Source organism: Thermoactinomyces sp. CICC 23799, from assembly GCF_016055145.1.
GTDB classification, from domain to species: Bacteria; Bacillota; Bacilli; order Thermoactinomycetales; family Thermoactinomycetaceae; genus Thermoactinomyces; species Thermoactinomyces intermedius.
This window is the reverse complement of sequence record NZ_JAECVV010000002.1, coordinates 305,917-330,958: the sequence shown is the minus strand read 5'-3', so window position 1 is coordinate 330,958 and position 25,042 is coordinate 305,917. Positions and strand designations below refer to the sequence as shown.

21 protein-coding genes are annotated in these 25,042 nt (G+C 50.5%); 9 read left to right on the top strand and 12 right to left on the bottom strand.

The window, feature by feature from the left end; genetic code table 11:
- Positions 1-11 precede the first annotated feature (11 nt).
- Genes I8U21_RS04100 through I8U21_RS04090 form a run of 3 tightly spaced genes read right to left on the bottom strand, consistent with a single transcriptional unit; the run spans position 12 to position 3,429 of the window.
- Positions 12-1,241 (bottom strand): cystathionine gamma-synthase family protein, encoded by a 1,230-nt coding sequence (locus I8U21_RS04100; protein ID WP_309544781.1) that lies wholly within the window; start codon positions 1,239-1,241, stop codon positions 12-14.
- A gap of 19 nt (positions 1,242-1,260) precedes the next feature.
- Positions 1,261-2,247, bottom strand: a complete 987-nt coding sequence (locus I8U21_RS04095) for a cyclodeaminase (protein ID WP_198053352.1) — start codon at positions 2,245-2,247, stop codon at positions 1,261-1,263.
- A gap of 15 nt (positions 2,248-2,262) precedes the next feature.
- Entirely contained in the window at positions 2,263-3,429 is a 1,167-nt protein-coding gene (locus I8U21_RS04090) for a M24 family metallopeptidase (protein WP_198053365.1), read from the bottom strand.
- A gap of 220 nt (positions 3,430-3,649) precedes the next feature.
- On the opposite strand from I8U21_RS04090, the gene eutB reads away from it, so the two are divergent.
- On the top strand, positions 3,650-4,651 hold the full coding sequence (gene eutB, locus I8U21_RS04085; RefSeq protein ID WP_198053351.1) for a hydroxyectoine utilization dehydratase EutB: 1,002 nt from the start codon (positions 3,650-3,652) through the stop codon (positions 4,649-4,651).
- Positions 4,652-4,714: 63 nt separating this feature from the next.
- Positions 4,715-6,328, top strand: coding sequence for a PucR family transcriptional regulator (locus I8U21_RS04080; RefSeq protein ID WP_255516923.1), 1,614 nt, complete (start codon positions 4,715-4,717; stop codon positions 6,326-6,328).
- 31 nt (positions 6,329-6,359) lie between these two features.
- Here the strand turns inward: I8U21_RS04080 and I8U21_RS04075 are convergent, their stop codons facing one another.
- The 4 genes from I8U21_RS04075 to xylB all read right to left on the bottom strand — a co-directional run bounded on the left by I8U21_RS04075 (position 6,360) and on the right by xylB (position 12,479).
- Positions 6,360-7,397, bottom strand: coding sequence for an aldose epimerase family protein (locus tag I8U21_RS04075; RefSeq protein ID WP_181732927.1), 1,038 nt, complete (start codon positions 7,395-7,397; stop codon positions 6,360-6,362).
- Positions 7,398-7,410: 13 nt separating this feature from the next.
- Complete coding sequence (locus I8U21_RS04070; RefSeq protein WP_198053349.1) at positions 7,411-8,793, bottom strand: MFS transporter; 1,383 nt, start codon at positions 8,791-8,793, stop codon at positions 7,411-7,413.
- Between the two features lie 77 nt (positions 8,794-8,870).
- Entirely contained in the window at positions 8,871-10,949 is a 2,079-nt protein-coding gene (locus I8U21_RS04065) for a beta-glucosidase family protein (RefSeq protein WP_198053348.1), read from the bottom strand.
- A gap of 24 nt (positions 10,950-10,973) precedes the next feature.
- Positions 10,974-12,479 (bottom strand): xylulokinase, encoded by a 1,506-nt coding sequence (xylB, locus tag I8U21_RS04060; RefSeq protein WP_198053347.1) that lies wholly within the window; start codon positions 12,477-12,479, stop codon positions 10,974-10,976.
- Between the two features lie 349 nt (positions 12,480-12,828).
- Between xylB and I8U21_RS04055 the strand changes: the two genes are divergently transcribed.
- Entirely contained in the window at positions 12,829-14,034 is a 1,206-nt protein-coding gene (locus I8U21_RS04055; protein ID WP_198053346.1) for an ROK family transcriptional regulator, read from the top strand.
- A 100-nt stretch (positions 14,035-14,134) separates the two neighbouring features.
- On the opposite strand, the gene I8U21_RS04050 is transcribed toward I8U21_RS04055, so the two are convergent.
- Positions 14,135-14,767, bottom strand: a complete 633-nt coding sequence (locus tag I8U21_RS04050) for a TetR/AcrR family transcriptional regulator (RefSeq protein ID WP_198053345.1) — start codon at positions 14,765-14,767, stop codon at positions 14,135-14,137.
- A 17-nt stretch (positions 14,768-14,784) separates the two neighbouring features.
- Complete coding sequence (locus tag I8U21_RS04045) at positions 14,785-15,216, bottom strand: hypothetical protein (protein ID WP_181732922.1); 432 nt, start codon at positions 15,214-15,216, stop codon at positions 14,785-14,787.
- Between the two features lie 241 nt (positions 15,217-15,457).
- Between I8U21_RS04045 and I8U21_RS04040 the strand changes: the two genes are divergently transcribed.
- The 6 genes from I8U21_RS04040 (at position 15,458) to gndA (ending at position 23,179) form a co-directional block, all read left to right on the top strand.
- Positions 15,458-15,832 carry an ArsR/SmtB family transcription factor gene (locus tag I8U21_RS04040; protein WP_269747564.1) on the top strand — a complete coding sequence of 125 codons (375 nt, stop codon included), beginning with the start codon at positions 15,458-15,460 and terminating at the stop codon, positions 15,830-15,832.
- Complete coding sequence (locus tag I8U21_RS04035) at positions 15,819-17,933, top strand: heavy metal translocating P-type ATPase (RefSeq protein WP_198053344.1); 2,115 nt, start codon at positions 15,819-15,821, stop codon at positions 17,931-17,933. Before I8U21_RS04040 ends, I8U21_RS04035 begins: the two co-directional genes overlap by 14 nt.
- A gap of 158 nt (positions 17,934-18,091) precedes the next feature.
- Positions 18,092-18,811 carry a GntR family transcriptional regulator gene (locus I8U21_RS04030; protein WP_198053343.1) on the top strand — a complete coding sequence of 240 codons (720 nt, stop codon included), beginning with the start codon at positions 18,092-18,094 and terminating at the stop codon, positions 18,809-18,811.
- The gene (gene gntK, locus I8U21_RS04025) at positions 18,804-20,339 is read left to right on the top strand and encodes a gluconokinase (protein ID WP_198053342.1); all 1,536 of its coding nucleotides are present in this window, start codon (positions 18,804-18,806) and stop codon (positions 20,337-20,339) included. The genes I8U21_RS04030 and gntK overlap by 8 nt, the downstream gene beginning before the upstream one ends.
- A 31-nt stretch (positions 20,340-20,370) precedes the next feature.
- On the top strand, positions 20,371-21,723 hold the full coding sequence (locus I8U21_RS04020; RefSeq protein WP_198053364.1) for a GntP family permease: 1,353 nt from the start codon (positions 20,371-20,373) through the stop codon (positions 21,721-21,723).
- A gap of 13 nt (positions 21,724-21,736) precedes the next feature.
- On the top strand, positions 21,737-23,179 hold the full coding sequence (gndA, locus tag I8U21_RS04015; RefSeq protein ID WP_198053341.1) for an NADP-dependent phosphogluconate dehydrogenase: 1,443 nt from the start codon (positions 21,737-21,739) through the stop codon (positions 23,177-23,179).
- 58 nt (positions 23,180-23,237) lie between these two features.
- On the opposite strand, the gene I8U21_RS04010 is transcribed toward gndA, so the two are convergent.
- From I8U21_RS04010 to I8U21_RS04000, 3 genes are all read right to left on the bottom strand, one after another.
- The gene (locus I8U21_RS04010) at positions 23,238-24,152 is read right to left on the bottom strand and encodes an ADP-ribosylglycohydrolase family protein (protein WP_309485134.1); all 915 of its coding nucleotides are present in this window, start codon (positions 24,150-24,152) and stop codon (positions 23,238-23,240) included.
- Between the two features lie 102 nt (positions 24,153-24,254).
- A complete protein-coding gene (locus I8U21_RS04005; protein WP_037996603.1) occupies positions 24,255-24,740 on the bottom strand; it encodes a GNAT family N-acetyltransferase in 486 nt (161 codons plus the stop codon).
- A gap of 51 nt (positions 24,741-24,791) precedes the next feature.
- Positions 24,792-24,998: a hypothetical protein gene (locus I8U21_RS04000; RefSeq protein WP_049720768.1), complete on the bottom strand. Its 207-nt coding sequence runs from the start codon at positions 24,996-24,998 to the stop codon at positions 24,792-24,794.
- Between the last annotated feature and the right edge of the window lie 44 nt (positions 24,999-25,042).

Below are 25,042 nucleotides of genomic sequence, written 5' to 3'. Positions count from 1 at the left end.
GGGCAGCCCGGTCAGCTGCCCGCTTTTCCGCTCTCGGCGGCGGACACCTCCAGTTGTTCTTTCAGGTGAGCAAATGCCTGCTCCAGGTCGGCAATCAAATCTTCGGTATCCTCGATGCCCGCGGAAATACGCACGAGGCCTTCCGCAATCCCCACTGCTTTCCGCTCTTCCGGGGTACATTCCACGTGGCTGGTTGTCCGTGCAGGGCCGTATGTGGTTTCCACCGCCCCCAAGTTGGCCGCCCTGTTGGCATATTTCAATTTCGGCAGCAGAATCCGGACGGCATCCATTCCTCCTTTTAAGGAGAAGCTGAGCATTCCGCCAAAGCCGCGCATTTGTTTTTTGGCAATCTCATGGTTGACATGCGTTTCCAGCCCCGGATAGAACACTTCCTCCACCAACTCTTGTTTTAACAGCCACCGGGCAATGGCCTCGGCGTTTTTCTCCTGCTGTTTGACACGAAGTTTCAAGGTTTTCATTCCTCTTAACAAGAGATAGGCAGCCCACGGATCCAATGTGGCCCCGTTGATTTCACGGTAATGATAGATTTTTTCCACCAGCTCTTTCGCGCCGCAAACGACCCCTCCGAGCGCGTCGGCATGCCCTCCCAAAAACTTGGTGGCACTGTGAATCACCAGGTCGGCTCCCAACTGCAACGGATTTTGGTTGACCGGCGTGGCAAAGGTGTTGTCCACCACCACCAGCGCCCCCGCTTCTTTCCCCGTTTTGGCCATCCTTTCGATATCCGTGATCTTGACCGTGGGATTGGTCGGCGATTCCAAGTATAAAATTTTGCATCCTTTCTTGACTTCGGCGATCATCTCTTCATGATTGCCGGTATTGCACAAGACTACTTCCACTCCCATTTCGGGGAGAAATTCGGTGAAAATTTTATTGGTGCCGCCATAGGTGTCCTTAATCGTCACCACGCGGTCCCCGGGCCTTAAAAAGGTGTAGAGCGTATTGCTGATCGCAGCCATTCCCGTCGAGAAGCTGGTGGCCGCTTCCGCCCCTTCCAACTCACGTACTTTTTCTTCGAATGCCTGTACCGTCGGGTTGGTGTTGCGGCCGTAAATGTGCCCCGGCTTTTTCCCTCTGGCCACATCGTACCAATGGTCCATATCCTCATAGGTATAAGCAACGCTGACAATGACCGGAACTTGTGATGCCCCGTGAACGAGAACGTCTTTTTCTCCCGCCCAGACCGCTTTGGTTCCGAACTGAACTTGATGATTTTCCACTGAAAACCCTCCCGAGCAATTATTTCGGTTCCAAACGAAGACCATAACCTTTTTCCGCCAATTTCTGACGGGCATACAATGCGATGGCGGTATCCTGCACGCCGGTTCCCGTCAGGTCACAAACCGTGATCACTTGATCGTTTTTTCTACCTTGCCGGCGTCCGGATGTGATTTCCCCCAACTCGGCAACCGGTGCCTCTTCCGTCAACACGCCTTGCTCCAGCGCATGATGAAGCTCGCCGAGTCGGAAACATTGGGATTTCACATCACAAACCACAAGATCCGCTTTCTTTAACACCTGCGCCTCCAACTCTTGTTTATGCTCGGCATCCGACCCCATCGCCGTGATATGGAGTCCCGGATGCAACCATTCCGCTTGAATCACCGGAGTTTTGGAAGGAGTGGTGGTCACCACCAGATCGCTTTCTTTTACAACTTCCTCCGGGCTGGAAGCGATGCTCACGGGAATTCCCAGTTTTTCTTCCATCTCCCGGGCATACCGTTCCACCCGGCTTTGGGTCGGTCCGTAAACCTTGATCCGCTCGAAATTTCGCACCTGCCTTAATGCCAACACCTGATACCTGGCCTGGGCACCGGCCCCGATCACGCCGACGGTGTGCAAATTTTCGCGGGCCAGATACTTCGCGGCCACCGCTCCGGCCGCAGCCGTGCGCAGATCGGTCAAATACCCGTTATCCAAAAGAACAGCCTCCAACAGTCCGGTCTTGGCGCTTACCAAAAGCATCGTGCCGCTTAAACTGGGCAATCCGATCCGGACATTGTCGAAAAAACCGGAAGAGACTTTAATGGCAAAAGAATCGACTCCTGAAATGTAGGCACTTTTGACATCCACTTCCCCATTGTTTTCAGGAATGTCAATCCGCATGATGGGGGGCATGGCCACCCGCTTGGTGACGAGGCTGGTGAAAGCGTCTTCGATCACTTGGATCATTTCCCCATCCACTTGGACAAGCTCGCGGATTTCATGTTCTTGAAAAATGATCATGGTTTCCACCTCCTTTTATCGGACAAACAACCGGCGGGGAAATTGCGTGAACAATTCACAACCGGTTTCCGTCACCCGGATCGATTCGCTGATTTCCACTCCGTAATCATCCAGCCAGATTCCCGGGATCATATGGAAAGTCATATTGGGTTCCAACACCGTTTGATCTCCCGGTCTCAGGCTCGCCGTATGTTCTCCCCAATCCGGCGGATAGTTGAGCCCGAACGAATACCCGATTCTGGAATCCTTGAAAAATCCTCTTTTCTCGATACTTTTCCGCCAGGCCCTTTCCACTTCTTCACAGGTCACCCCGGGGCGCACGGCCTGAATCGCTTCATGGATGCCTTCAATCACCACTTCCGCCAAATCCGTCATTTTTTGCGACGGTTTTCCGATCACAACCGTTCGTGCCATCGGGCAGTGATAACGCTTGTAACATCCGGCCAACTCGAGAATCACCGGGTCGCCTTGCTGATACTTTTCATCCGTCCAGGTCAAATGCGGGGTGGATGTTTTTTCCCCGGAAGGAAGAAGCGGGACAATGGCCGGATAATCTCCTCCAAACGCTTCCGTTCCCCGGATTTGCGCCTGATAAATATTGGCGACCACATCGCATTCCCGGACATTTTCAGCGATGGATCCGATCCCGATGTCCATTGCAATTTCCACGATTTTGGCCGCTTTTTTGATGAAGGAAATCTCCTGCTCTGATTTTACGATCCGCACCCAGTTGACCAGCGAGGTCGCGTCCAGAAGCCGGGCGTTCGGCAACCGTTTTCCCAATGTTTCAAAACATTTGGCCGTAAAGTAATAGGTATCCATCTCCACTCCGATGTTTCGATTGGCCTGCCCGATTTCTTTTAAGATGTCGGATACAAATTCCATCGGATGTTTGACCGTGGATTGAACATAATCATCGGGATAAGGAATGATATGGTCATCCCCGAGCCAGGTGGTGATTTTGGCGGCATTGGCATCCTGTCCCCTTCCCACCCAAAAAGGTTTTTCTTCATCAATGATGACCAAAAGGCATTGATGAACGTAAAAAGACCAACCGTCGTAACCGGACAAATAATTCATATTGGCCGGATCGGTGACAATCAACACATCGATTCCCCGTGAAGCCATTTTTTGCTTCACTTTCCGGATTCTCTCTTTATATTCAGAAACGGAAAACGACAGCATAAACCAACTCCCTTTCCCCGTACCCGTTTCGCGGCTCAGCTTCATCATAAAAAATTCATATTCTTCTTCGCATCTGCAAATTTGCAAGAAATTTAAACAAATTTTATATACAATTTAGACTATTGACTAAAATATTGTTGATTTTGTATAATTTTTTCATCCTGAAAATAGAATTTATGTTCACTCTCTTCTGAATAAAACTAAGGAGGGCTTATGCATGCATTCCTCACCATCACCCGCCAAGCCCGTCACCATCCGGGATGTCTGGCAAGCACGCAAACGGATCTCTCCGATTGTGAAGAAAACACCTCTCATCCATTCTCCGGTCATATCTGAACAAATCGATGCCGATGTTTATTTGAAACTGGAAACCGTTCATGAAGTGGGGTCTTTCAAACCCCGGGGCGCCGCCAACAAAATTTTGAGCCTCACGCCGGAAGAACGAAAGCGCGGGGTGACCACCTACTCGACGGGCAATCACGGGCTGGCTGTCTCCTATGTGGCCAAACATCTGGGGATTCCTGCCGTCATCTGTGTATCGGAAAGGGTTCCCAAGGCCAAAACAGAGGCCATCCGCCGGATGGGCGCCCAAATTGAAATCTGCGGCCACGGACAAGATGATGCCATGGAACGTTGTTTTCAATTGCAAAAAGAACACGGATTCACCGTGATTGAGCCCTTTGATGATCCCCAGGTCATAGCCGGACAGGGAACCATCGGGCTGGAACTTTTGGAAGACCTTCCCGATATTGATCTTGTGATCACCGGACTGTCCGGCGGAGGATTGATTTCCGGCATCGGGCTGGCTTTAAAGGCAAATGATCCGCAAATTGAAGTGATCGGGGTCTCCATGGAACACGGTGCCGTCATGTATGAAAGTTTGATCCGGAAAAAACCCGTGGAACTGAAAGAGCCCGACACCCTGGCCGACAGCTTGCTGGGCGGCATCGGTTTGGACAACCGGTATACGTTTAACATGGTTCAAAAATACATGGACAAAGCGGTTTTGGTCTCGGAAAAAGCCATTGCCGAAGGAATGGCTTATCTGCTCGCCAACCACCGCATCGCTGTCGAGGGGGCTGCCGCCGTCGGCATCAGTGCCCTTTTGCAGAAAAAAATCAACCGGCCCCGGAAAAAAATCGCCGTCGTTGTAACCGGTTGCAATGTGGATCCGGATGTCCACTTCAAAGCCGTGGCTCCTTTTCTTCTTCACGGATGATGGTTGAAATCTGACAGAAAGTTGGGATCTTCTATGCCATATACCGTCAAAGATGTTCTGAATTTGAACCTGATGAAAAAGGCGAGAGTGCGAACTGCGGAAAACACTTTGCATACCCGGGCGGTGTCATCGGTGTCTGTCATTGAAATGCCGGTTGAAGACTTTGTTCAAAAACATGAGCTGGTCTTGACCACCGCCATTGGATGCAACAACGATGACGAAACGTTCCGTCAATTTGTCCTGGATATCATCCGTTCCGAAGCCGCTGCTCTTGTCATTGCGACGGGGCGTCATGTGGTCAAGATCCCGGAACACATCATCCAGTTGGCTGACCGTTATCATTTCCCGATCATTGAAACTCCTTGGGAAATCCGTTTTTCGGATATCACGCGTGCCGTTTTGAGCCGCCTGAATGATTGGCACAAGGACCACCTGAAACGGTCCGAAGAATTGCAGCGAGTCCTTTTAAACCTTTTTTTGAGCGGGGCAACCCTCTCCAATGCCGCCGAAGCCATCCATCAAAAACTGTCAACGCCCGTCGTCATCACCGACAAAAAAGGAATGATCAAGGGGCACAGCAAAAAGGCAGACCTCCTGATTCACTCCATTCAGTCTTTCCTCCAAACTTCGCGCATGGAAGAAATCTTTCAACAGGAAAGTTCCATTGCCGGGTTCAAAATCCAAACCGCCCATAAAGTCCAAGGCTATCTCTTTTTTCCGTATCCATCCGAAACCGCTGAATTTTCGCCTGATCCCAAAGAAGAGCAGCCGTTGCAACATGCACTCACCGCCCTTGCCTTGTGGTTTCAGCGGGAGGATGCGATCGAAGAAACCAAGACCCATTTAAAAGATGAGTTTGTCTGGTCCCTGGCCAAAGGGGAAATCGAAGATTGGGACAAAGCGGCAACCCGTGCCAAATCATTCAATTACAACATCCACCTGCCTTACGTCTGTATTTTGAGCATTCCGGAAAACATGGAAACGCTGTTCAACCGGTCCGCGTCCGGCGGGATCACTTATGATCACTGGTTGTTTGACCAGATTTGCCTGTTGGAAGAGCAAATGATCGAAGCCGGGGAAATGTTGAAACGAAAGGTGATGACAACCTACCATCAGGAACACTTTGTCATCTTTTTGGAAACGGACACCGACCGGGTTCACGAGTCGATCGGGGAATACCTGAACCTGGTGGAGAAAAAAGTGAAAAATCTGTTGCCCGGCCTTGTGATGTCATGGGGCATCGGGGAAAACCACGCAGGTGTCAAAACCTTTTCACAAAGCTATAATGACGCACGGATCGCCCTTTATATCGGCCGGCGGCAAAAAGGCCCCGGACACCGGAGCACGTACGCCAACACCGGGATTTTCAGGGCGTTGTTTGCCCTGTCCAAAAACCCGGAAATGGAGGAAATCGCCTTATCCACCATCGGCAGTTTGATTGACTACGAAAATCAACGGGGGTTGGATCTGATCCACACCCTGACCATGTATATCCGCCATAAGAGAAACATCAGCCAAACTTCCCGGGCCCTCAATTTGCACCGGCAATCCCTGGTATACCGTCTGCGCAAAATTGAATCGTTGACCGGACGGTCCCTGGAAAATCCCGATGATCTGTTTCTGCTCGACCTGAGCATCAAACTGTGGACCACGGGAATGGTATTGAATCAGAAATAAAAAAAGCGCCCGTTTTTCCGGGCGACGCCATTTACCTTTTCCGGATGTGAAATGAAAAGACCGTTTTTTTGCGGTAAACTTCATCCCTCTTTAAAAGGACGGACGGAAACCTCTGATCATGCAAGGAGGCAGGCGATGCTTGTGTTTCAAAACAAACTCCCAAATATTTTTTCGACCATCCCCCCGCCAGCATCCGGTCCTTTTTCATCTGATTGGATGTATACAGAACCATCCCGGGCTGGTTTGTAACGATCTCGATCATCCGGCCGCTTTCGGCTTCTTCGACCGACACGCATCCCGGATTGGAAGCAAAGAAAAAATAATGGTCATATCCGCCGCCAACCATCCGGTTTTGCGGATGGCTGCCGGTAAAACCGTCTTTCAGCTTTCGTCCCTGCCCAAAATCAAACGGGGTATGGCGGACGGAAAGGATTCTTCCCGTCGGAAGCAACGCTTCGTCCAATTCCGCAAAACGGGAAGCATTCATCCGCACCCGGTGGTTCCCAACGGTATCCTTCAAGTTCCCCGACAAATTAAAATAGGTGTGGTTGGTCAAGGTGACCGGGGTCGTCCGGTCCGTGACGGCTTGATAATCCATGAGCAACTCATTTTTCCGGTTCAGCCAATAGATCACCGTTACTTTGATGTTTCCGGGATATCCGCTCTCTCCGTCTTTTCTCTCATGACACAGCTTCACGCCGACCCCCTCCGGTGTTTGAAGCGGTTCCGCTTCCCAAATCACTTGGTGAAACCCCTGCGATCCGCCGTGCAAATGATTGTTCCCCTCATTTTTTTCCAGTTTAAATGTTTGATCATTCCATTGAAATTCGGCCCCTTGGATCCGGCCTGCCACCGGCCCGATCAACGCCCCGAGATAATAAGGATCGGTCTCATAATCTTTTTCCTTTTCATACCCCAAAACAACGTTTTCCACCTTGCCAAAACGATCCGGAACCATGATTTTTTGGATGACTCCGCCATAGTTTAAGACATGGATTTCGATTCCTTCCCCGTTTTGGAGAATGAATTTTTTCCACTTTCCGTGGAGCCGGATGGTTTGAACCTGCACCGGATTCCCTCCCTCAATGATTTCTGCTTTTCATTTCCTGTCTGATTTTCGGCATCCTTTTTTCATAATCCAACAGCATGAGCACCCCAAGCATCAAGAGAATGACGAGGAACGGAAAATAAATAAACATCGACTTGATCGCGAAAACGGCACTATCCGGCTGGACACCGGCATTAGCCACGTACCCTCCGATTTGCAAGGCCCAACCGACCAGAGCGGAGGTGAGACCTTGTCCGATTTTCATGCCGGCGCTGGTCAGACTGAAGACCGATCCTTGAACCGGCACACCGGATTTCCAATAAACCAGATCTCCCACATCCGCCACAATGGCACTCAACCCGGCCTGCAAGGGGACCAATCCGATGGCGTTGATCACAATGCCGATGATCAAGGCGATCAAATTTTCGGAAAACAACATCATCACCAGGGACCCGGCGGCTGAAATCAACAACCCGGCACAGGCGCTTTTTTTCATTCCGAATTTGCCCACCAAATAAGGGGCAAAAAAGAGGCCCGCCAGCAAAGGAATCAATCCGGCTGTGCTTAAGACGCCCATCAGATTCGGCTGATGGAAGATGTAAGATACATAATAAATTCTAGCCCCGGTTTCCGTTTGGCGCAGATACCACAACAAGTACAAAATCAAAGTCAGAATAAAATATTTGTTTGTCAACAGCACCTTCATGGTCGGGAAAAAAGAGGTTTTGGTTTCTGCTTTTTTCTTCTTGGCCACATTTCTTTCTTTGACAAACCAACCGGTAATCATCAAAGGAACGGCGCACAGCATCCCGTAAATGGCCGCGGTGACGGTCCAACCTTGCTGGCCGCCGCCGAAGGATCCGACCAACACGGTGGTGAACGTGGTGATAACCCATACCGCGGCATTGGCGAAAATAAACCGGATGCTCCCCAAAGCGACACGGTCTTTTTCACGATTGGTCATAAACGAGGTCAACGAAGCATAAGCGACATTGTTCGCCGTGTAAAAAACCGCGGAAATTAAAAGATAAACCGTAAAAATATAGGCAATTTTCCAAATATCATTGAGATGATCCGGCACATGAAACAACATGAATGTCAGGATGCCGAGAACCGGCGCCGTCCAAAACACCCACGGTTTGGCTTTCCCCATTTTCGTCCGGGTATGGTCAATGATGTTTCCCATGAACAAATCCGTGAAGCCGTCAAAAATCCGGGCGATCAAAATAATTGTTCCGATCACCCCGGCTTCAATCCCCACCGTATCCGTCATGTAAATCGTGATAAAAGAAGCGATGAAAGTCCAACTGAAATTGGCTCCGAAATCCCCGATTCCAAACGTCAGTTTTTCCAGCATCGTCAACTTCGGGGTTTTCCCGTCTTCGGGTTGTGGTTTGTACTCCCGGATGTGTTCCATACAAATCCCCCAAACGCTTAAATTTTATGTCGGGACACGGAAAAGAACCGGCCGGCCTTTTCCGTGCGCAACAAAAATCACAACATGACCTTGCCTTGGATCAAATCCCGCTCATGGCTGCTGTTTCCGATATAGACTTCATATTCCATGTGCTCCAGCTCCCACCGGCGGGTTTTGGGATTAAACCATTTCAGCTTATCAACAGGGCACCGGATCTCCACTTTTTTGGACTCTCCCGGTTGGAGGCGGACGCGTTCAAACCCGCGCAACACTTTTACCGGCCGGTCCACTTTGGACTGGCTGAATCCGACATACATCTGGATCACTTCATCCCCCGCCCGGTTTCCGGTGTTTTTGACTGTACAGCTGGCGATGATCCAGCCATCGCCGGCGGAAAATCCGGCATCATACAGATCAAACGTGGTGTAAGACAAGCCAAATCCATACGGCAAAGACGGCTCGATCCCTTCTTTGTCCAACTTGACATAGCCATGGTCATACCCATAGATAATCTCATCGGCTTCCCAATCGACCGGCGGGAGATGGCTCTCTTTTTTGGGAACGACAAACGGCAGCTTTCCGCCCGGATTCACATCGCCGAATAACGTTTTGGCAATCGCGGTGCCGCCTTCCATCCCCGGATAATAAGCCATCAGAATGGCGGACACGGAATCTTTCCACTCCTCGATCATGATCATGTTCCCGCCGATCAAGACGACGGCGGAATTTTGATTCACCGGCCCCACGGCTTGGATCAACCGGATCTCGTCTTCATGGAGCCCCAGGGAACGGACCCGGTCTCCGCCCACCGCATCAAACCCGGCACCGATGGCGGACAAGCCGCTGTCATCCTGCGCATTGTTGATATATTCCCCTTCATCATCATGGTCATAGCCCACCACAAAAATGACCGCATCCGCCGCGGCGGCCAATTTCCGGGCCCGGTCGATGTCTTGTCCGTCATCAAAAATCACTTCGGCATCAGGAACCATCCGCCGGATTCCTTCCACCGGCGTCACCACATATGCGGGGTAAACCCGGCTGGAACCATGATCGCCCGTATTTTCCTTGTTTCCCAGCCGCCCGATCACTGCGATGCGCTTGCAACGTTCTTTGGAAAACGGGAGCGTCTCATGCTTGTTTTGCAGCAGGGTCATCGACTTTTCCGCTGCTTCCAGCGCCAAGGCAACATGTTCCTTGCAGCCGACAACCTCTTCGCCGTATGTTTTTTCATCCGCTTCCGAAAAAGCCAGAAGCGTCCGGACAATGCGCACGGCGGCTTCATCGATTTTCTTTTCGGGAACTTGCCCGTTTTTGACCGCTTCCACCAATTTTTCACCAAAGTATTTCACAGCGTTCATTTCGATATCCATCCCGCCGTTGGCCGCTTCGACCGTATCCCGGACTCCCCACAAAAAGTCGCTGATCACAAACCCGTCAAAGTCCCATTCGCCTTTGAGCACCTGGTTCAGCAAATAGTCATGATGCCCGCAATACGTTCCTTGGTATCGGTTGTAAGCACTCATCACACAAGCCGCCCCGGCGTCGATCACGTCTTTGAAATGGGCCAGATACACTTCCCGTTCCGTGCGCTCGTCCGCTTTCACGTTGACCGTGAACCGGGCATTTTCCATGCTGTTAAAAGCAAAATGCTTGACGCAGGCAATCACGTTTTCGCTTTGGACTCCTTTGGTCAGGTGAGAGCCCATCACCCCCAGATGGAACGAATCCTCCCCGTACGTCTCCTGGCTTCGTCCCCATCCGGGATGGCGCGGAAGATTGATGCAAACGCCCCCGAACAAATTCCCGCCAAGCGCTTTCACTTCTTTTCCGATCGCCCGGCCGATTCTTTCTTCCAAGTTTCTGTCAAAGGTGGCACCTCTGGCCATGGAAACCGGGAAACAGGTGCTGCGATAGCCTGACACCGCCCCGCGCGGCCCGTCGACAAACTTGATGGCCGGCACGCCCAGGCGGCGGTTCCCGCCCGCTTCATAAGGCACTTCATTGTAGCGAATACCTTTTTTATCTTCCTCTACCAAGTCTTCTCTCGTCAGATTCCCGCTCATCAGATCCACTTTTTCTTCCAAAGTCATTTGGCTGACGATTTCCCTGGCCTTTTCGGTAAAAGACAACCGGTATGCTTTGTCTGCCTTCACCTTCGCATCCTCCTTCCCACAGGATCATCCTCCATGGCGGAACGCCTGCAATTGGCGGCTCATTCCGCTGGTGGCCGGATAAATTTCCCGGTAGATCCGAAACAATTGCCGGTATTTTTTCACGTTTTCCGGAACCGGTTCATACACCTGTTCGGCTTTGACGAATTGCTCCGCACATTCTGATAACGATGCAAACCAGCCGCATCCGGCAGCCGCCAGCATGGCCGCTCCCATCCCCGGTCCTTGTTCGCTTTTCAGTTTCACGACTTTGGCGCCGAAAATATCCGCCTGCATTTGCAGCCAGGTTTCATTTTTGGCCCCGCCGCCGATGGAGATCACCTGATCCACCTTTTTGCCGTGTGCACGGAACATTTCCACGGATTCATTCAGCGAAAAAGTGATCCCCTCCAACACGGAACGGACCAAATGCTCCTTTTGATGCGAGCTGTCCAATCCGATCCAACTGCCGCGAATCAGGGCATCGGCATGCGGCGTCCGTTCCCCGGCAATATAAGGGGTAAAAAGCAGGCCGTTCGCACCGGGGGGAATCCGGTCGATCCCGTTTAACAGATCGTCAAAATCCTCATCATTGGCAAAGACCTCTTTCAACCAGGACAAACTGTACCCGGCGGCCAACGTGACGCCCATGGTGTAAAACGCACCGGGGGCGCCATGATTAAAGTAATGAACTTTTCCGCCAAAATCTTTGGTTCCGTCTTTTTCATACGTTAAAACCACTCCGGAAGTCCCGATGCTGACCAGCGTTTTTCCTTCTTTTAAAATGCCGGCCCCGATCGCGCCGCAAGCATTATCCGCCCCACCGGCAAAAACGCGCGTCGCCGGTGACAGGCCGGTCTCTTTCGCGATTTCCGGCGTGACTGTGCCGACTTCATCCACCGAGTCAACAAGCAGCGGACACAGGCGCATGTCCACCCCGACCCGCTCCCCGATTTCCCGGCTCCATGTTTTATCCGGGACATTCAGCAAAAGGGTGCCGGCCGCATCGGAACAGTCCATATGGAGCTTCCCGGTGAGCTTAAAGCGCACATAATCTTTGGGCAGGACAAAAGCGCCCGCTTTTTGGTACAAATGAGGTTCATGCTTTTTCACCCAGAGGAGTTTCGGCAGGGTGAATCCTTCCAAAGCCGGGTTTTTGGTGATTTCGAGCAACCTTTCTTTGCCCACCCGCTCTTCGATCTCCCGGCATTCTTCGGTTGTGCGCGTATCGTTCCACAAAATGGCGTTTCTCAGCACTTCCAGTTTTTTATCCAGAAGAACCAAACCATGCATCTGCCCGGAAAAGCTGATCCCCTCAATGTCTCCGGGATCTCCCGCAAACAGATGCAAAAGCTCTTTTAATCCGCTGATGGTGGCCTTCACCCAATCGTCCGGGTTTTGTTCGCTCCACCCGGACCGTTCCTGAAACAGCGGATAGGATTTGGATACTTGTGCCACCACTTCCCCCGTCTGGTTGACAAGAAGCAACTTGACCGCACTCGTCCCCAAATCGACGCCGATGACGTATTTCATATTGAACCAGCTCCTGTCTCCGTGTTGGCTGTGGATTCTTTCAACCGCAAACGCAGAAAGAATATTATGTCATTTAATGCAATTCCCTGACAATCCATAAAACCTTTCCGGCCAACACTCAGAGAAACTTTGTTTAATTGTTAAACTAAGATTACCACTTTGATGAAAGCGTTGTCAATAAAAATAGAAATATATCCAAAGATATAATTTCTATGTTTAATAAAATACAAAATCCATGACAGCTGACAACCAAACTTTGTATAAACCATAAACAATCATTGCGCATGAAGCAGACCATGGAGTATGATAAAATTTCAACAACAGAGGTTGCAGTAAGGAGAAAAAAGAAATGAAAGCACTCAGAACCGGCGATCAAAACCTGGTCAAACAAATCAATAAATCCGTTGTTTTCCACACCATCAAAAACAAAGGTCCGATCTCCCGGGCCCAAATTTCCAAAGAGACCGGCTTGAACAAAGCCACGGTGTCCACCATGGTTGCCGAATTGTTGAAAGAATCCTTCGTCAAAGAAATTGGCGCCGGCCAATCAAGCGGCGGCCGGAAGCCCGTGATGCTTTATTTTCATCATCATGCCGGTTACGCCATCGGCATCGATGTCGGCGTGAACTATCTTTCGGGAATCTTGACGGATTTAAGCGGAAACATCATTGAAAAAACCACGAGCAAATTAAAGTCAACCCGGCTGGAATCGGTCGTGGACCAAATGACGGCCGTCACGGGCAACCTCATCCAAAAAGCCCCCGACAGCCCGTACGGCATTGTCGGCATCGGGATCGGGGTTCCCGGGCTGGTTGATTCCAAGGGGCAAATCTTATTCGCCCCCAATCTGAAATGGAGAAACGTGGATTTAAAACAAGTGATGGAAGAAAAATTCCATATTCCCGTCAAAATCGAAAACGAAGCCAATGCCGGCGCCCACGGGGAGCAGTTGTACGGGGCCGGCAAAAACATTGCCAATTCGGTGTATATCAGCATCGGAATCGGTATTGGAACCGGGATCGTGATCAACCATCAACTTTACCGGGGCTTTACGGGAATTGCCGGGGAAATGGGACATATGTCCATCGACTTTCAGGGCAGAAAATGCTCGTGCGGCAACCGCGGTTGCTGGGAATTGTATGCATCGGAAAGCGCCCTTTTAGATGCGGCTTCCAAACGGAACCTCCCGGACGGTCATCCGGAAGCCGACTTGGATGTTCTTTACACCGAAGCCCAAAAAGGAAATGTTGAAGTCATTCAACTGCTGAACACGTTGGGGGAATACATCGGCATCGGCCTGACCAATGTCATGAACACGTTCAACCCCGAAGCCATGATTATCGGAAACCGGATCGCCCGCTTTGAACCCTGGATCAGAAACCCCGTTGAACGCGTCCTGGAAGAGCGGCTGTCCAACCATCATCCCTTTGCAACCCGCCTTCGTTTTTCCAAACTGAAAGACGATTCAACGGCCCTCGGCGCCGCTTCCTTTGCCATTTCGGACTTCTTTTCCAATCAAAAAATCACTGAAATGGAATCCCTCTCCCTCACCTGAAAAGCAACCAAACCGGCTTTCCCCCTCGGATGAAAGCCGGTTGCAGCTTTGACATCCCCCTTTTCTCCTCTTCACGACATCGGAAACGAAACTTTTAATTTCACTCCTGCCCGCCGGCTTTGACAGTCTGATCGAGGATCCGGATCAGTTCCCGGCTGTATGTTTCCAAATCCACCTTTTGCATAAGACCTGAATCCAGCATGTATTCTCCGATTGATCCCTGAATGACGTGAACCATCACATCCAAATGAAAGTCTCCAAAAACTCCTTCTTTCTGCCCTTTCCTTAAAATATTCCGCAGCTCCTTCTGAAGAGGATCCTCTTCTGAGTCACCAAGCAGATAATAAGGAATATGATCTGGTGTTCTGCCATTAAAAATGATTTCAATCAAAGCCACATTTTTCTGATGGTGGGTTCCCTGGTAAGCCAAACTGGCTTCAATGAAGGCATGCAACTTGTCCAAGGGGGTTGTTTTCTTGTGAACCCTCTCCAAAACATAAGCAGACAAATCCCCCATCAGTTTCATCAACACATGATACATCAAGTCTTCCTTATCCCGAAAATGATAAGAAATCAGAGCGGTGGAAATGCCAGCTTTTTTGGCGATCTTGGACAAGCTGGCTTTCACATATCCAATCTCCCCCAGTGTTTCAATGGCGGCTTGAATGATCTGTTCCCGTCTCGCCTCTTGAATAAAGGATAATTTTCCTTTTTCCCGTTCATCTTTTTGCATCGCATTCACCTCTCAGGTTATTTTTTCCTGATGGCACTCATAATGGACAACACAAGGATAATCACCGGAACCAAAAATACTTTGTGCGGCTCCCGGACCACCCGTTCCAAAACCGGCCGGGCACCTCCCTGAATCAAGTGATGACCCCCCCGGATGACCAAAACCACCAAGTTCGCCACCAGAATGAACACGATCAGGGAAATCCCGCTTTGAAACAGCACGGCCGCAACAGGATGACGAAACAAAAACAGCACGGCCGAAAGCAAAGTAATGAGCCCGACAATCCCGATGATCACGGGCCGGATCCAAACATACCAATAATCATAAACAGTGTTCACCGTTTTTTCTTCCACTCCGGCAAAGTGATGCCATAAATACCAAAACGCAAGGATACTCAGTCCTATACTAACAAAAAAATAAGCTTTTTCTTCTCCTTTTTGGATCTGCACGATACCCACCCCCAAAATTTGATTGTATAATCTAATTTTTGATTGATCGTTCAATCAATTTTTATCATCAAGTGATCCGGATGTCAATAATAAAGGAACTTTCCAAACATAGATCCAAAAGATATTCAAAAGGGTATTTGAATCTATGCCGCTTGGTGTTATTATATAATCAAACAATCATTTGAATATTGAATGATAAAAAACTGCCTGTCCCCGATATTTCCCAAAAAGCGAGGTGCCATTGTTGAGCAACGACCATTGTGAAATTTATTGTTTTGACGAAGAAAAAGTGCAAAGAGCCCGTTCCTCACTGAAAAACACAAACTTCAGCGATACGTCACAAATGTTTAAAGCTTTGGCCGACCCGACCCGCTTGAAAATCGCTTATGCTTTATTAAAGGAAAGTGAACTTTGCGTTTGTGATGTGGCCAATATCATCCGGTCTTCACCGGCAACCGCCTCCCATCATTTGCGCTTGTTGCGGAATATGGGCTTGGCCAAATACCGGAAGGAAGGAAAAATGGTTTTTTATTCACTGGATGATGATCATGTCAAAGACTTGATCCGGTTGGCCTTTGATCACAGTAAGGAGTTACAAGAAAATGGAAACCAATGAAGCGAAAAAAATTTACCGTATTCACGGGTTATCCTGCGCCCATTGCGCCGCACAATTTGAGAAAAATGTTTGCAATCTGCCGGGTGTGAAAGAAGCCAAGGTGAATTTCGGGGCTTCCAAAATCACGGTGTTTGGCGATGCCACCATGGAAGAAATTGAAAAGGCCGGTGCCTTTGAAAATTTGAAAATCTCGCCGGAGCATGAGATCCCGGGCGAAAACCGCCTTCCTTTTTGGAAGAAAAAAGCGAATTATCCCGTCTTTCTCTCTGCTTTCTTTCTGATCGCCGCTTGGGTCTTGAACGGGCAATCCGGCGAAAATCTTCCCGTCATCCTCTTGTATGCGGCTTCCATCCTCACGGGAGGATACCGGTTGTTTCTTCATGGTTTGAAAAACCTCATCCGTTTTGAATTTCAAATGAATACCCTGATGACCATTGCCATCATCGGTGCCGTCGCCATCGGAGAGTGGGGGGAAGGCGCCATGGTCGTCATTTTGTTCGCCATCAGTGAAATGCTGGAATCCTACTCCATGGATAAAGCGCGCACATCGATTCGCTCTCTCATGGACATCGCGCCGAAACAAGCTTGGATTCGCCGCAACGGGGAAGAAAAGCTCATTCCCGTCCAAGAAATCGAAACGGGCGACATCATGCTGGTCAAACCCGGGCAAAAAATTGCCATGGACGGAATGGTCATCCAAGGAACTTCCACGGTCAACCAGGCCGCCATCACCGGCGAATCCGTTCCCGTGGCCAAAAGCGCCGGGGATGAAGTGTTTGCCGGAACCTTAAATGAAGAAGGATTCCTGGAAGTGCGGGTGACCAAACGGGCTGAAGACACCACCCTGGCCAAAATCATTCATTTGGTGGAAGAAGCCCAGGCCGGACGGGCTCCGGCACAAGCCTTCATTGACCGGTTTGCACGGGTATATACCCCGGCAATACTGGCTGCCGGCATTCTTTTGGCCGTCCTCCCTCCCCTGCTCTTCCAAGCCGACTGGAGTGAATGGATTTACCGGGGGCTGTCGCTGCTTGTCGTCGGATGTCCCTGTGCTTTGGTCATTTCCACCCCGGTTTCCATCGTCACGGCCATCGGCACGGCCGCGCGGAACGGGGTGCTCATCAAAGGCGGAATCCATCTGGAATCTGCGGCCAAACTCAAAGCCATCGCTTTTGACAAAACCGGCACCCTGACCAAAGGGACGCCGGTGGTCACGGATTTCGTGCCGCTTTGCTCAAGGTCCGATAAAGAACTGTTTGCCATTGCGGCAGCGATCGAAAAAAACTCCCAACATCCGTTGTCGTCTGCCATTCTCAAAAAAGCGGAAGAATGGAATGTTCCTTTCGATTCCCTCTCGGTGGAGGATTTTTTCTCGCTGACGGGAAAAGGGGTGCGGGCCAAAGTGGACGGCATCCTTTACGAAATCGGAAATCCCGGGTTGTTCCGGGACCGGATGACCGAAGACCTCAAAGATCGGATCCAAGAAAAACAAACCCAAGGCAAAACCGTCATGTTGATGGGGGACGAAAAAGAAATTCTGGCTTTGATTGCCGTTTCGGATGAAGTCCGGAAGTCCGGACAAAAGGTGATTCAAGCATTGCATTCCCTGGGAATCCAAAGAACCGTCATGTTAACGGGAGACAATGCCTCCACGGCACAAGCCATCAGCCAAAAACTCGGGGTCAGCGAAGTCCGGGCAGAACTGCTGCCGCAGGAAAAATTGGAATGGATCCATCAGTTGCAACAAGAATCCGGCTCCGTCGCCATGGTGGGAGACGGCATTAACGACGCACCGGCGCTGGCTGCATCCACCGTCGGCATTGCCATGGGCGGGGCCGGGACCGACACGGCACTGGAAACCGCAGATATCGCGCTGATGGGGGACGATCTGGAAAAACTCCCGTTCACCATCCGTCTGAGCCGGAAAGCCCTGCGCATCATCAAGCAAAATATCACACTGGCCATCGCATTGAAATTGGTCGCCCTTTTGCTGATCATTCCGGGTTGGCTGACGCTTTGGATGGCCATCTTCGCGGATACGGGGGCCACCTTGCTGGTCACTTTAAACGGGCTCCGTCTGCTTCGCAACCAAAATGCATAAAAGATGCAGGATGGTCAAACCCTGATCTTATTGAAAGATCAGGGTTTTCTTTATGAAAAATTTGCTTTCGATCATACGGAAACGAAACCGTTTACAAACCAACCGTTTCTTGGTAGGATACTTGTATACAAGTATTCAAACCCAAAAGGGGTGATGATTTGAAAGGGCTTTATCCGGAAAAAAGACTGGCAAAATCCTCAATCGGCCAGCAAGTGGCTGCCGATTTGCGAATGAGGATCCTTTCCAAGGACCTTAAAAATGGAACCGTTTTATCAGAAAACCGGCTGTCTGAAGAATACAACGTCAGCCGCTCTCCCATCCGGGAAGCATTGCGGATCCTGGAACGGGAAGATTTGGTGCAATTAAACCGGATGGGCGCCAAAGTGGCCGGCATCACGGAAAAAGACATTGATGAAATTTATGATGTCCGGCTGATGATGGAATCATTTGTTTTTAAAAACTTATTAAAGCGGGAAAACAATGATTCTCTGCTCCGCGAATTAAACAAAATCCTGGAAATGATGAAAGTTGCCATCAAATACAAAGATGCCGATGAATTTTCGTTTCGGGATATCGAATTTCATGAGACGATCATCCGGTCCATCCAACACCGGTATCTTTTCATCCTCTGGTCCAATATCAAGCCGGTGATGGAATGCCTCATTTTGCTGGACATGCGGCATCGGATGAAAAACAACGATGCCGATTTTGACCGGATCATCCAAAACCACCAGCTGCTGATCCGGTCCATCGAAGAAAAGGACATGCAATTGGTGGAAGAAGCCTTTTACAAAAATTTCAGAGACGTAAAGAAAAAATCAGACGGATTATGGACAACCCCGGAATTTTTACAGAAAGCGAATGAGCCATATGAATGAGAACAAATGGATGTTGGGTGTGGATATCGGAACCACCAGTACGAAAGCGGTATTGTACAAGGAAAACGGAGAGATTGTCGCATCGGCAAACAACGGCTATTCATTGTACACGCCGGACAGCCACACTGCCGAACAGGATCCGGAAGAAATCTTTGAAGCCGTTCTCCTGTCGGTCCGTCATGTCATGAAGAAATCGGGAATCAACCCCGAGGATTTGTCATTTATCGCCTTCAGCAGCGCAATGCACAGTGTCATTGCTGTTGATGCCCAAGGAAACCCTCTGTCACGCTGCATCACCTGGGCCGACAACCGCAGTGCAAAATGGGCGGAAACCATCAAAACCGAACGGGACGGACATGCCATTTACCAACGAACCGGAACCCCGGTCCATCCCATGTCCCCGTTGTGCAAAATCACCTGGCTGGAACATGACGTGCCGGAGATAGCCGCCAAAACCCATAAGTACATCGGAATCAAGGAATATGTGTTTTTCCGTCTTTTCGGCGAATTCGCCGTTGATGTATCCATCGCCTCGTGCACCGGGTTAATGAACCTCGAATCAATGAACTGGGATCCGAAGGCGCTTCAAGTCGCGGGCATCACGGAAGAAAAGTTGTCCCGGATTGTCCCGACCGTGGAAGTGTTTACCGGATGCAACCCGTCTTTCGCCGGACAAATGGGAATCCGGCCCGAAACCCCGTTTGTCATTGGCGCAAGCGACGGCGTCCTGTCCAATCTGGGGGTCGGTGCCGTCAAAAAAGGGGAAGTCGCCGTCACCATCGGAACCAGCGGCGCTATCCGGACTGTGATTGACAAACCCCAAACCGATCCGAAAGGGCGCATCTTTTGTTATGCATTGACCGGGGATCACTGGGTCATCGGCGGCCCCGTCAACAACGGCGGCATTGTGCTTCGTTGGATCCGGGAAGAACTGGCCGCAGCGGAAGCGGAAACGGCAAAGTCGTTCGGCATCGATCCTTATGACGCCTTGACCAAAATTGCCGGCCAAGTCCGACCTGGAGCGGACGGCCTGCTGTTTCTCCCCTACTTGTCCGGGGAAAGGGCACCGCTGTGGAATGCGGATGTCCGGGGCTCCTTTGTGGGACTCACCCTCAGCCACAAAAAGGAACACCTGATCCGCGCCGCCTTGGAAGGTGTGCTTTACAACCTGTACTCCGTCTTTCTGGCTTTGGTGGAAGTCATGGATCATCCCGTCACTTCCATCAAGGCAACCGGCGGTTTTGCCCGATCTGAATTGTGGCGGCAGATGCTGGCAGACATCTTTGACCAGGAAGTGATCATTCCGGAAAGCCACGAGTCTTCTTGCCTGGGGGCCTGCCTGCTCGGACTTTACGCTTTTGGAAAAATTGACTCCTTTGACGTGGTGAATGAATGGATCGGCAAAACCCATCAGCACAAACCCGTTCCTTCCCATGTCCGGGAGTACCGCAAATGGATTCCGGTCTTCATCCGCCTTTCCCGGGTTTTGGCACCGGAGTATAACCAATTTGCCACCCTCAAACCATAACGGATGGGAGTGAAAACCAATGGAAAACATGTTGCCACTTTTGATTGTGGCGCTCGGCATCATCTTTTTGCTTGTTTTGATCACCAAGTTCAAACTGAACACATTTATTTCTTTAATCATCACTGCCTTTGCCGTCGGGCTGGCGCTCGGCATTCCGCTGGAGAAAATCGTCGAATCGATTGAAGGCGGAATGGGGGCGACTCTGGGCAGTATCGCTTTGATTTTCGGACTGGGAGCCATTCTCGGAAAACTGGTCGCCGATGCCGGCGGGGCCCGTCAAATCGCTGTGACGCTCATTGACCGGTTCGGCCAAAAATACATTCAATGGGCGGTGGTCATTTCATCCTTTATAATTGGAATTGCCCTGTTTTTTGAAGTGGGGTTGGTGCTGTTGGTGCCAATCGTGTTCCAAATTGCCAAGGAATCCAAAGTTCCCGTTTTGTATTTGGGGATTCCGATGGCGGCGGCCCTTTCGGTCACCCACGGATTTTTGCCCCCGCATCCCGGCCCGACCGTGATTGCCCAGCAGTATGATGCAAACATCGGGATGGTACTGCTTTATGGAACCGTCATTGCCATTCCGGCCGTGATCCTTGCCGGTCCGTTGTTTGCCCGGTTAGTCAAAAAAATCAGCCCTGATTCTTTTCATAAATCGGAAGCGGAACAGGCCGATTCCCTCGTCAGCGCCAAAGAAACCCATCCGGAGAAGCTTCCCGGATTCGGAATCAGCGTCTTCACTTCCTTGTTGCCCGTGATTTTAATGGCCATTGCAACCTTGGTTGAACTCCTTCAGGATTTGGGGGTGGCAGGCGACAACCTGTTCTTTGACGCCATCCATTTGATCGGGGAACCGACCACGGCTTTATTGATCTCCGTATTGCTCGCCGTCTATACCATGGGCATCAAGCGAAACATCCCGATAAAACAAGTGATGCAATCGGCAGAAGAAGCCGTCCGTGCCATCGGGATGATGCTGTTGATCATCGGCGGCGGCGGGGTCCTGAAACAAGTGTTGATCGATGGCGGTGTGGGAGATTCGGTATCCGCACTGTTTGCCGGCAGCCACATGTCGCCGCTTTTGCTCGCTTGGTTGATCGCCGCTATTTTGAGAATTGCACTCGGTTCCGCCACGGTTTCTGCTCTGACCACCGCAGGTCTGGTCATTCCCTTGATGCAAGGAACCGATGTGGACCCGGCCCTGATGGTTCTGGCAACCGGCGCCGGCAGCCTGATCGCTTCCCACGTCAATGATGCCGGTTTTTGGATGTTTAAAGAATTCTTCAATCTGAACATAAAAGAAACATTTGCAACCTGGACTTTGCTGGAGACCGTCATCTCAGTCACCGGTCTGGCAGGAGTCCTGATTCTCAATCTGTTTGTCTAAAGGGTGGAATTCAATGAAGAACAGCATAGGTGTTTATGGTTTAGGTGTGATGGGGTCCAATTTGGCCAGAAACATGGCCAATCACGGCGAAAATGTCGCCGTCTACAACTACACGCCGGATCTGACCGACAAATTTGTCAGCCGACATGCACACAGCCGGATCGAGGCTTATTATGAACTGGAACCCTTTGTCCGTTCCTTAAAAAGCCCGCGCAAAATCTTTCTGATGGTATCCGCCGGGGCGGCAGTCGATTCCGTCATCGAATCCCTTCTGCCTCTTTTGGATCAGGGGGACATCATCATGGACGGCGGTAACTCCGACTTCCATGATTCCAACCGGCGATACCGGGCTTTAAAAGAACGGAGAATCCATTTCATCAGCGTGGGCGTCTCCGGCGGGGAAGAAGGCGCATTGAACGGTCCGGCGCTGATGCCAAGCGGCGACCAAGAAGCTTACCGTCAAGTGGCCCCGATCCTGGAAAAAATCGCTGCACAAGTCGACGGCAAACCCTGCTGCACCTACATCGGCCCTGAAGGCTCGGGGCATTATGTGAAAATGGTGCATAACGGAATCGAATATGCAGACATGCAATTGATTGCCGAAGCCTGGCAATTTCTCCATCAAATCGTCGGCCTTTCCATCCCGGAAACCGCCGGCGTATTTAAGTCCTGGAATGAATCGGAACTAAAAAGCTACCTGATCGAAATCACCGCAGAGATCCTTTCCAAAACCGATCAGGAAACGGGAAAACCAATGGTGGAAGTGATACTGGACAAAGCCGGGCAAAAAGGAACGGGGAAATGGTCCAGCCAGGATGCGCTGAACCTCGGCGTTCCCACCACCATCATGACCGAATCGGTCTTTGCAAGATTTTTATCTTCCTTGAAAGAGGAAAGAATCCAAGCCGAATCCCTTTTGGAAGGACCTTCCCCGTCGGGAGAAGAAGCCGACAAGGCATACTGGATCGAACAAGTGAAGCAAGCACTTTTCATGGGGAAAATCTGCGCCTACGCCCAAGGGTTTCAGCAATACAAAACAGCTTCCGAACAATACGGCTGGTCGCTTGATTTGGGGGACATCGCTCTGATCTTCCGCGGCGGGTGCATTATCCGGGCCGACTTCTTAAACCGCATTTCCGAAGCCTACGAGGAAAACAAAGACTTGTCCAATCTGCTTTTGGCTCCTTATTTCTTGGAAAAAACCAACCGCTATCAGGCATCATTGCGGAAAGTGGTCATCAAAGGATTTGAAAACGGCCTGCCGCTGTCGTGTCTCAGTTCGGCCCTCGCCTTTTACGACGGATACCGGTCTTCCACCGGTTGTGCCAACCTGATCCAAGCCCAACGGGACTACTTTGGTGCACACGGCTTCGAACGCACCGATCAACAAGGAACCTTCCATGCCGGCTGGATGGAACCCGGAACCGTCATCCCATCCGTTAAAGTAAACAAATAGGACGCAAAAACCCCGACCGTTTTTTCACGGCCGGGGTTTTTTACAACAGAATTTTTATTCAAAATCCGGGAGTTGCAGCGCGTTCCGGTGAAGCCTTTTCCGTTTCGTTTTTTCGTACTTGCCACAGCTGTTCCGCCAGGGATGCCAGCTCTCCTTTGATTAAAATCGCTTCTTTATATTGCGGGGGAATGGATTCAAATCCCCAGTAAAGGCCGGCAAGACCGCCGGAAATAGCTGCGATGGTATCGGAATCTCCCCCCAGATTGGCCGCCTCTTGCACCACTTCTTCAAAAGAAGAGGCATGCCACAACAGGTACAACACCCATTTGAAGGTATTTTCCACATAGCCGTTGGGCGGAACTTGGGGTTTCTCTTTGACGGCCTCAGCATATCGGGTGTCTTGAATCTCCTCTTCCAACGCCGTTTTCAGGGATTCCCCGCAAAGAACCCGGTGAGCGATGCGATTGTACAGCACACAGGCTTCTGAAGCCAAATCATCATAATGCGTCATTTTCGATTGCAAGCGGCTGATTTCCGTGATTTTGGCCGGATCACCGTACACGAGGGCAACCGGCAAACAGCGCATCAAGGTTCCGTTCCCTGCACTTCTTCCGCTTAACACTTGATGGGCCTTTTCCGCTGCTTCAAACCAGTCCCCGTCGTAACAATCATATGTTGTGCGAATGATGTTCCCGATGTCCCGGGGATTCTTTTCAACCCACTTTTTGATCTCATCGCCAATCCATCCCAACGGATTGTCAGGGTTTTTCATCAACCCGTTGGCCACGGCAATGGTCAATTCCGTATCATCGGTCGTTTCCCCCGGTTTTAGATTCAGCCATCCTCCACCGGTGATTTCGGTCAAATATCCATATTGCTCCTCAATTTCCCCCCGGCTCATAAATTCGGTGGTCGCCCCCAATGCATCCCCGATTGCCACTCCGAATAAACCGCCTTTGATCTTATCCAGCATCTTCATAACTCCCTAAGCAAAACTTAAAAGTCTCATCATTCATTTTAGCGCAGAGCGGCCCCTTCCACATGTTCATTTAGCATGAGTCTTGTGACAAATCTTTTAAATCAAAATATCCTTTTTCATCCGGACCGTTCTTAGATCATGTCCGAAAAAAGGCTCTGTGTACACTTTCACCACCCGAAACCCCTTGGCTTGATAAAAGCAAAATCCCGTTTCATTGCCGGATTCCACATCCACGAGCCACGCTTTGGCCTGTTTCAGCTTCCCAAAAGCCGATTGGAACAGCCGGGTCCCCATCCCTTTTCCTTGGAATTCAGGCAACACATAAATCGCATCAATCACCGCCATCCTCCCTTTTTCCGTCACCTGAATAAAACCGGTTGCTTTTTCTCTTGCCACGGCCACCAAAAAAATGGATTCTCCGATTCGCCGCTTCAGCATTTCATCGGAATAAGCCACGGACAGAAACTGTTGCCGGACCGGTTCCGGAATCAGGTTTTCATACGTATGATGCCAGGTAATGCGGGCAATCTCACGAATCGCGCCGATATCGGAAAAAACAGCCGGACGAATTTGAACAGCCACACTGTCACCCCCCTAAAATTTCACCTTGGCACCAACGATGCACACACCCTGTCAACTGCAAAACCGAATAAACTTATCCCACTGGTCATCACTCAAGTAAAAACCGTCTGCTCTTAGCTCAAACTTGATATTCTTTTTCTCCATGCACGGGACACGGGCCGACAAATCCCCCCGATTGGTCATTTTTTCTTCAGAACAACCTGCCACTCCCGTCAGCAGGAACGTACATACCAAGATCATCGATACTTTTTTCAACATCACATCGTTCCCCCATGTTGTTCTCGTGAAGCTGCTGTCATCCG

Coding starts and splice junctions, on each gene's coding strand:
- I8U21_RS04095 (WP_198053352.1), bottom strand. CDS start 2,247: ATGATCATTTTTCAAGAACATGAAATCCGCGAGCTTGTCCAAGTGGAT.
- I8U21_RS04010 (WP_309485134.1), bottom strand. CDS start 24,152: ATGCTGGATAAGATCAAAGGCGGTTTATTCGGAGTGGCAATCGGGGAT.
- gntK (WP_198053342.1), top strand. CDS start 18,804: ATGAATGAGAACAAATGGATGTTGGGTGTGGATATCGGAACCACCAGT.
- I8U21_RS04000 (WP_049720768.1), bottom strand. CDS start 24,998: ATGTTGAAAAAAGTATCGATGATCTTGGTATGTACGTTCCTGCTGACG.
- I8U21_RS04050 (WP_198053345.1), bottom strand. CDS start 14,767: ATGCAAAAAGATGAACGGGAAAAAGGAAAATTATCCTTTATTCAAGAG.
- I8U21_RS04035 (WP_198053344.1), top strand. CDS start 15,819: ATGGAAACCAATGAAGCGAAAAAAATTTACCGTATTCACGGGTTATCC.
- gndA (WP_198053341.1), top strand. CDS start 21,737: ATGAAGAACAGCATAGGTGTTTATGGTTTAGGTGTGATGGGGTCCAAT.
- I8U21_RS04055 (WP_198053346.1), top strand. CDS start 12,829: ATGAAAGCACTCAGAACCGGCGATCAAAACCTGGTCAAACAAATCAAT.
- I8U21_RS04070 (WP_198053349.1), bottom strand. CDS start 8,793: ATGGAACACATCCGGGAGTACAAACCACAACCCGAAGACGGGAAAACC.
- xylB (WP_198053347.1), bottom strand. CDS start 12,479: ATGAAATACGTCATCGGCGTCGATTTGGGGACGAGTGCGGTCAAGTTG.
- eutB (WP_198053351.1), top strand. CDS start 3,650: ATGCATTCCTCACCATCACCCGCCAAGCCCGTCACCATCCGGGATGTC.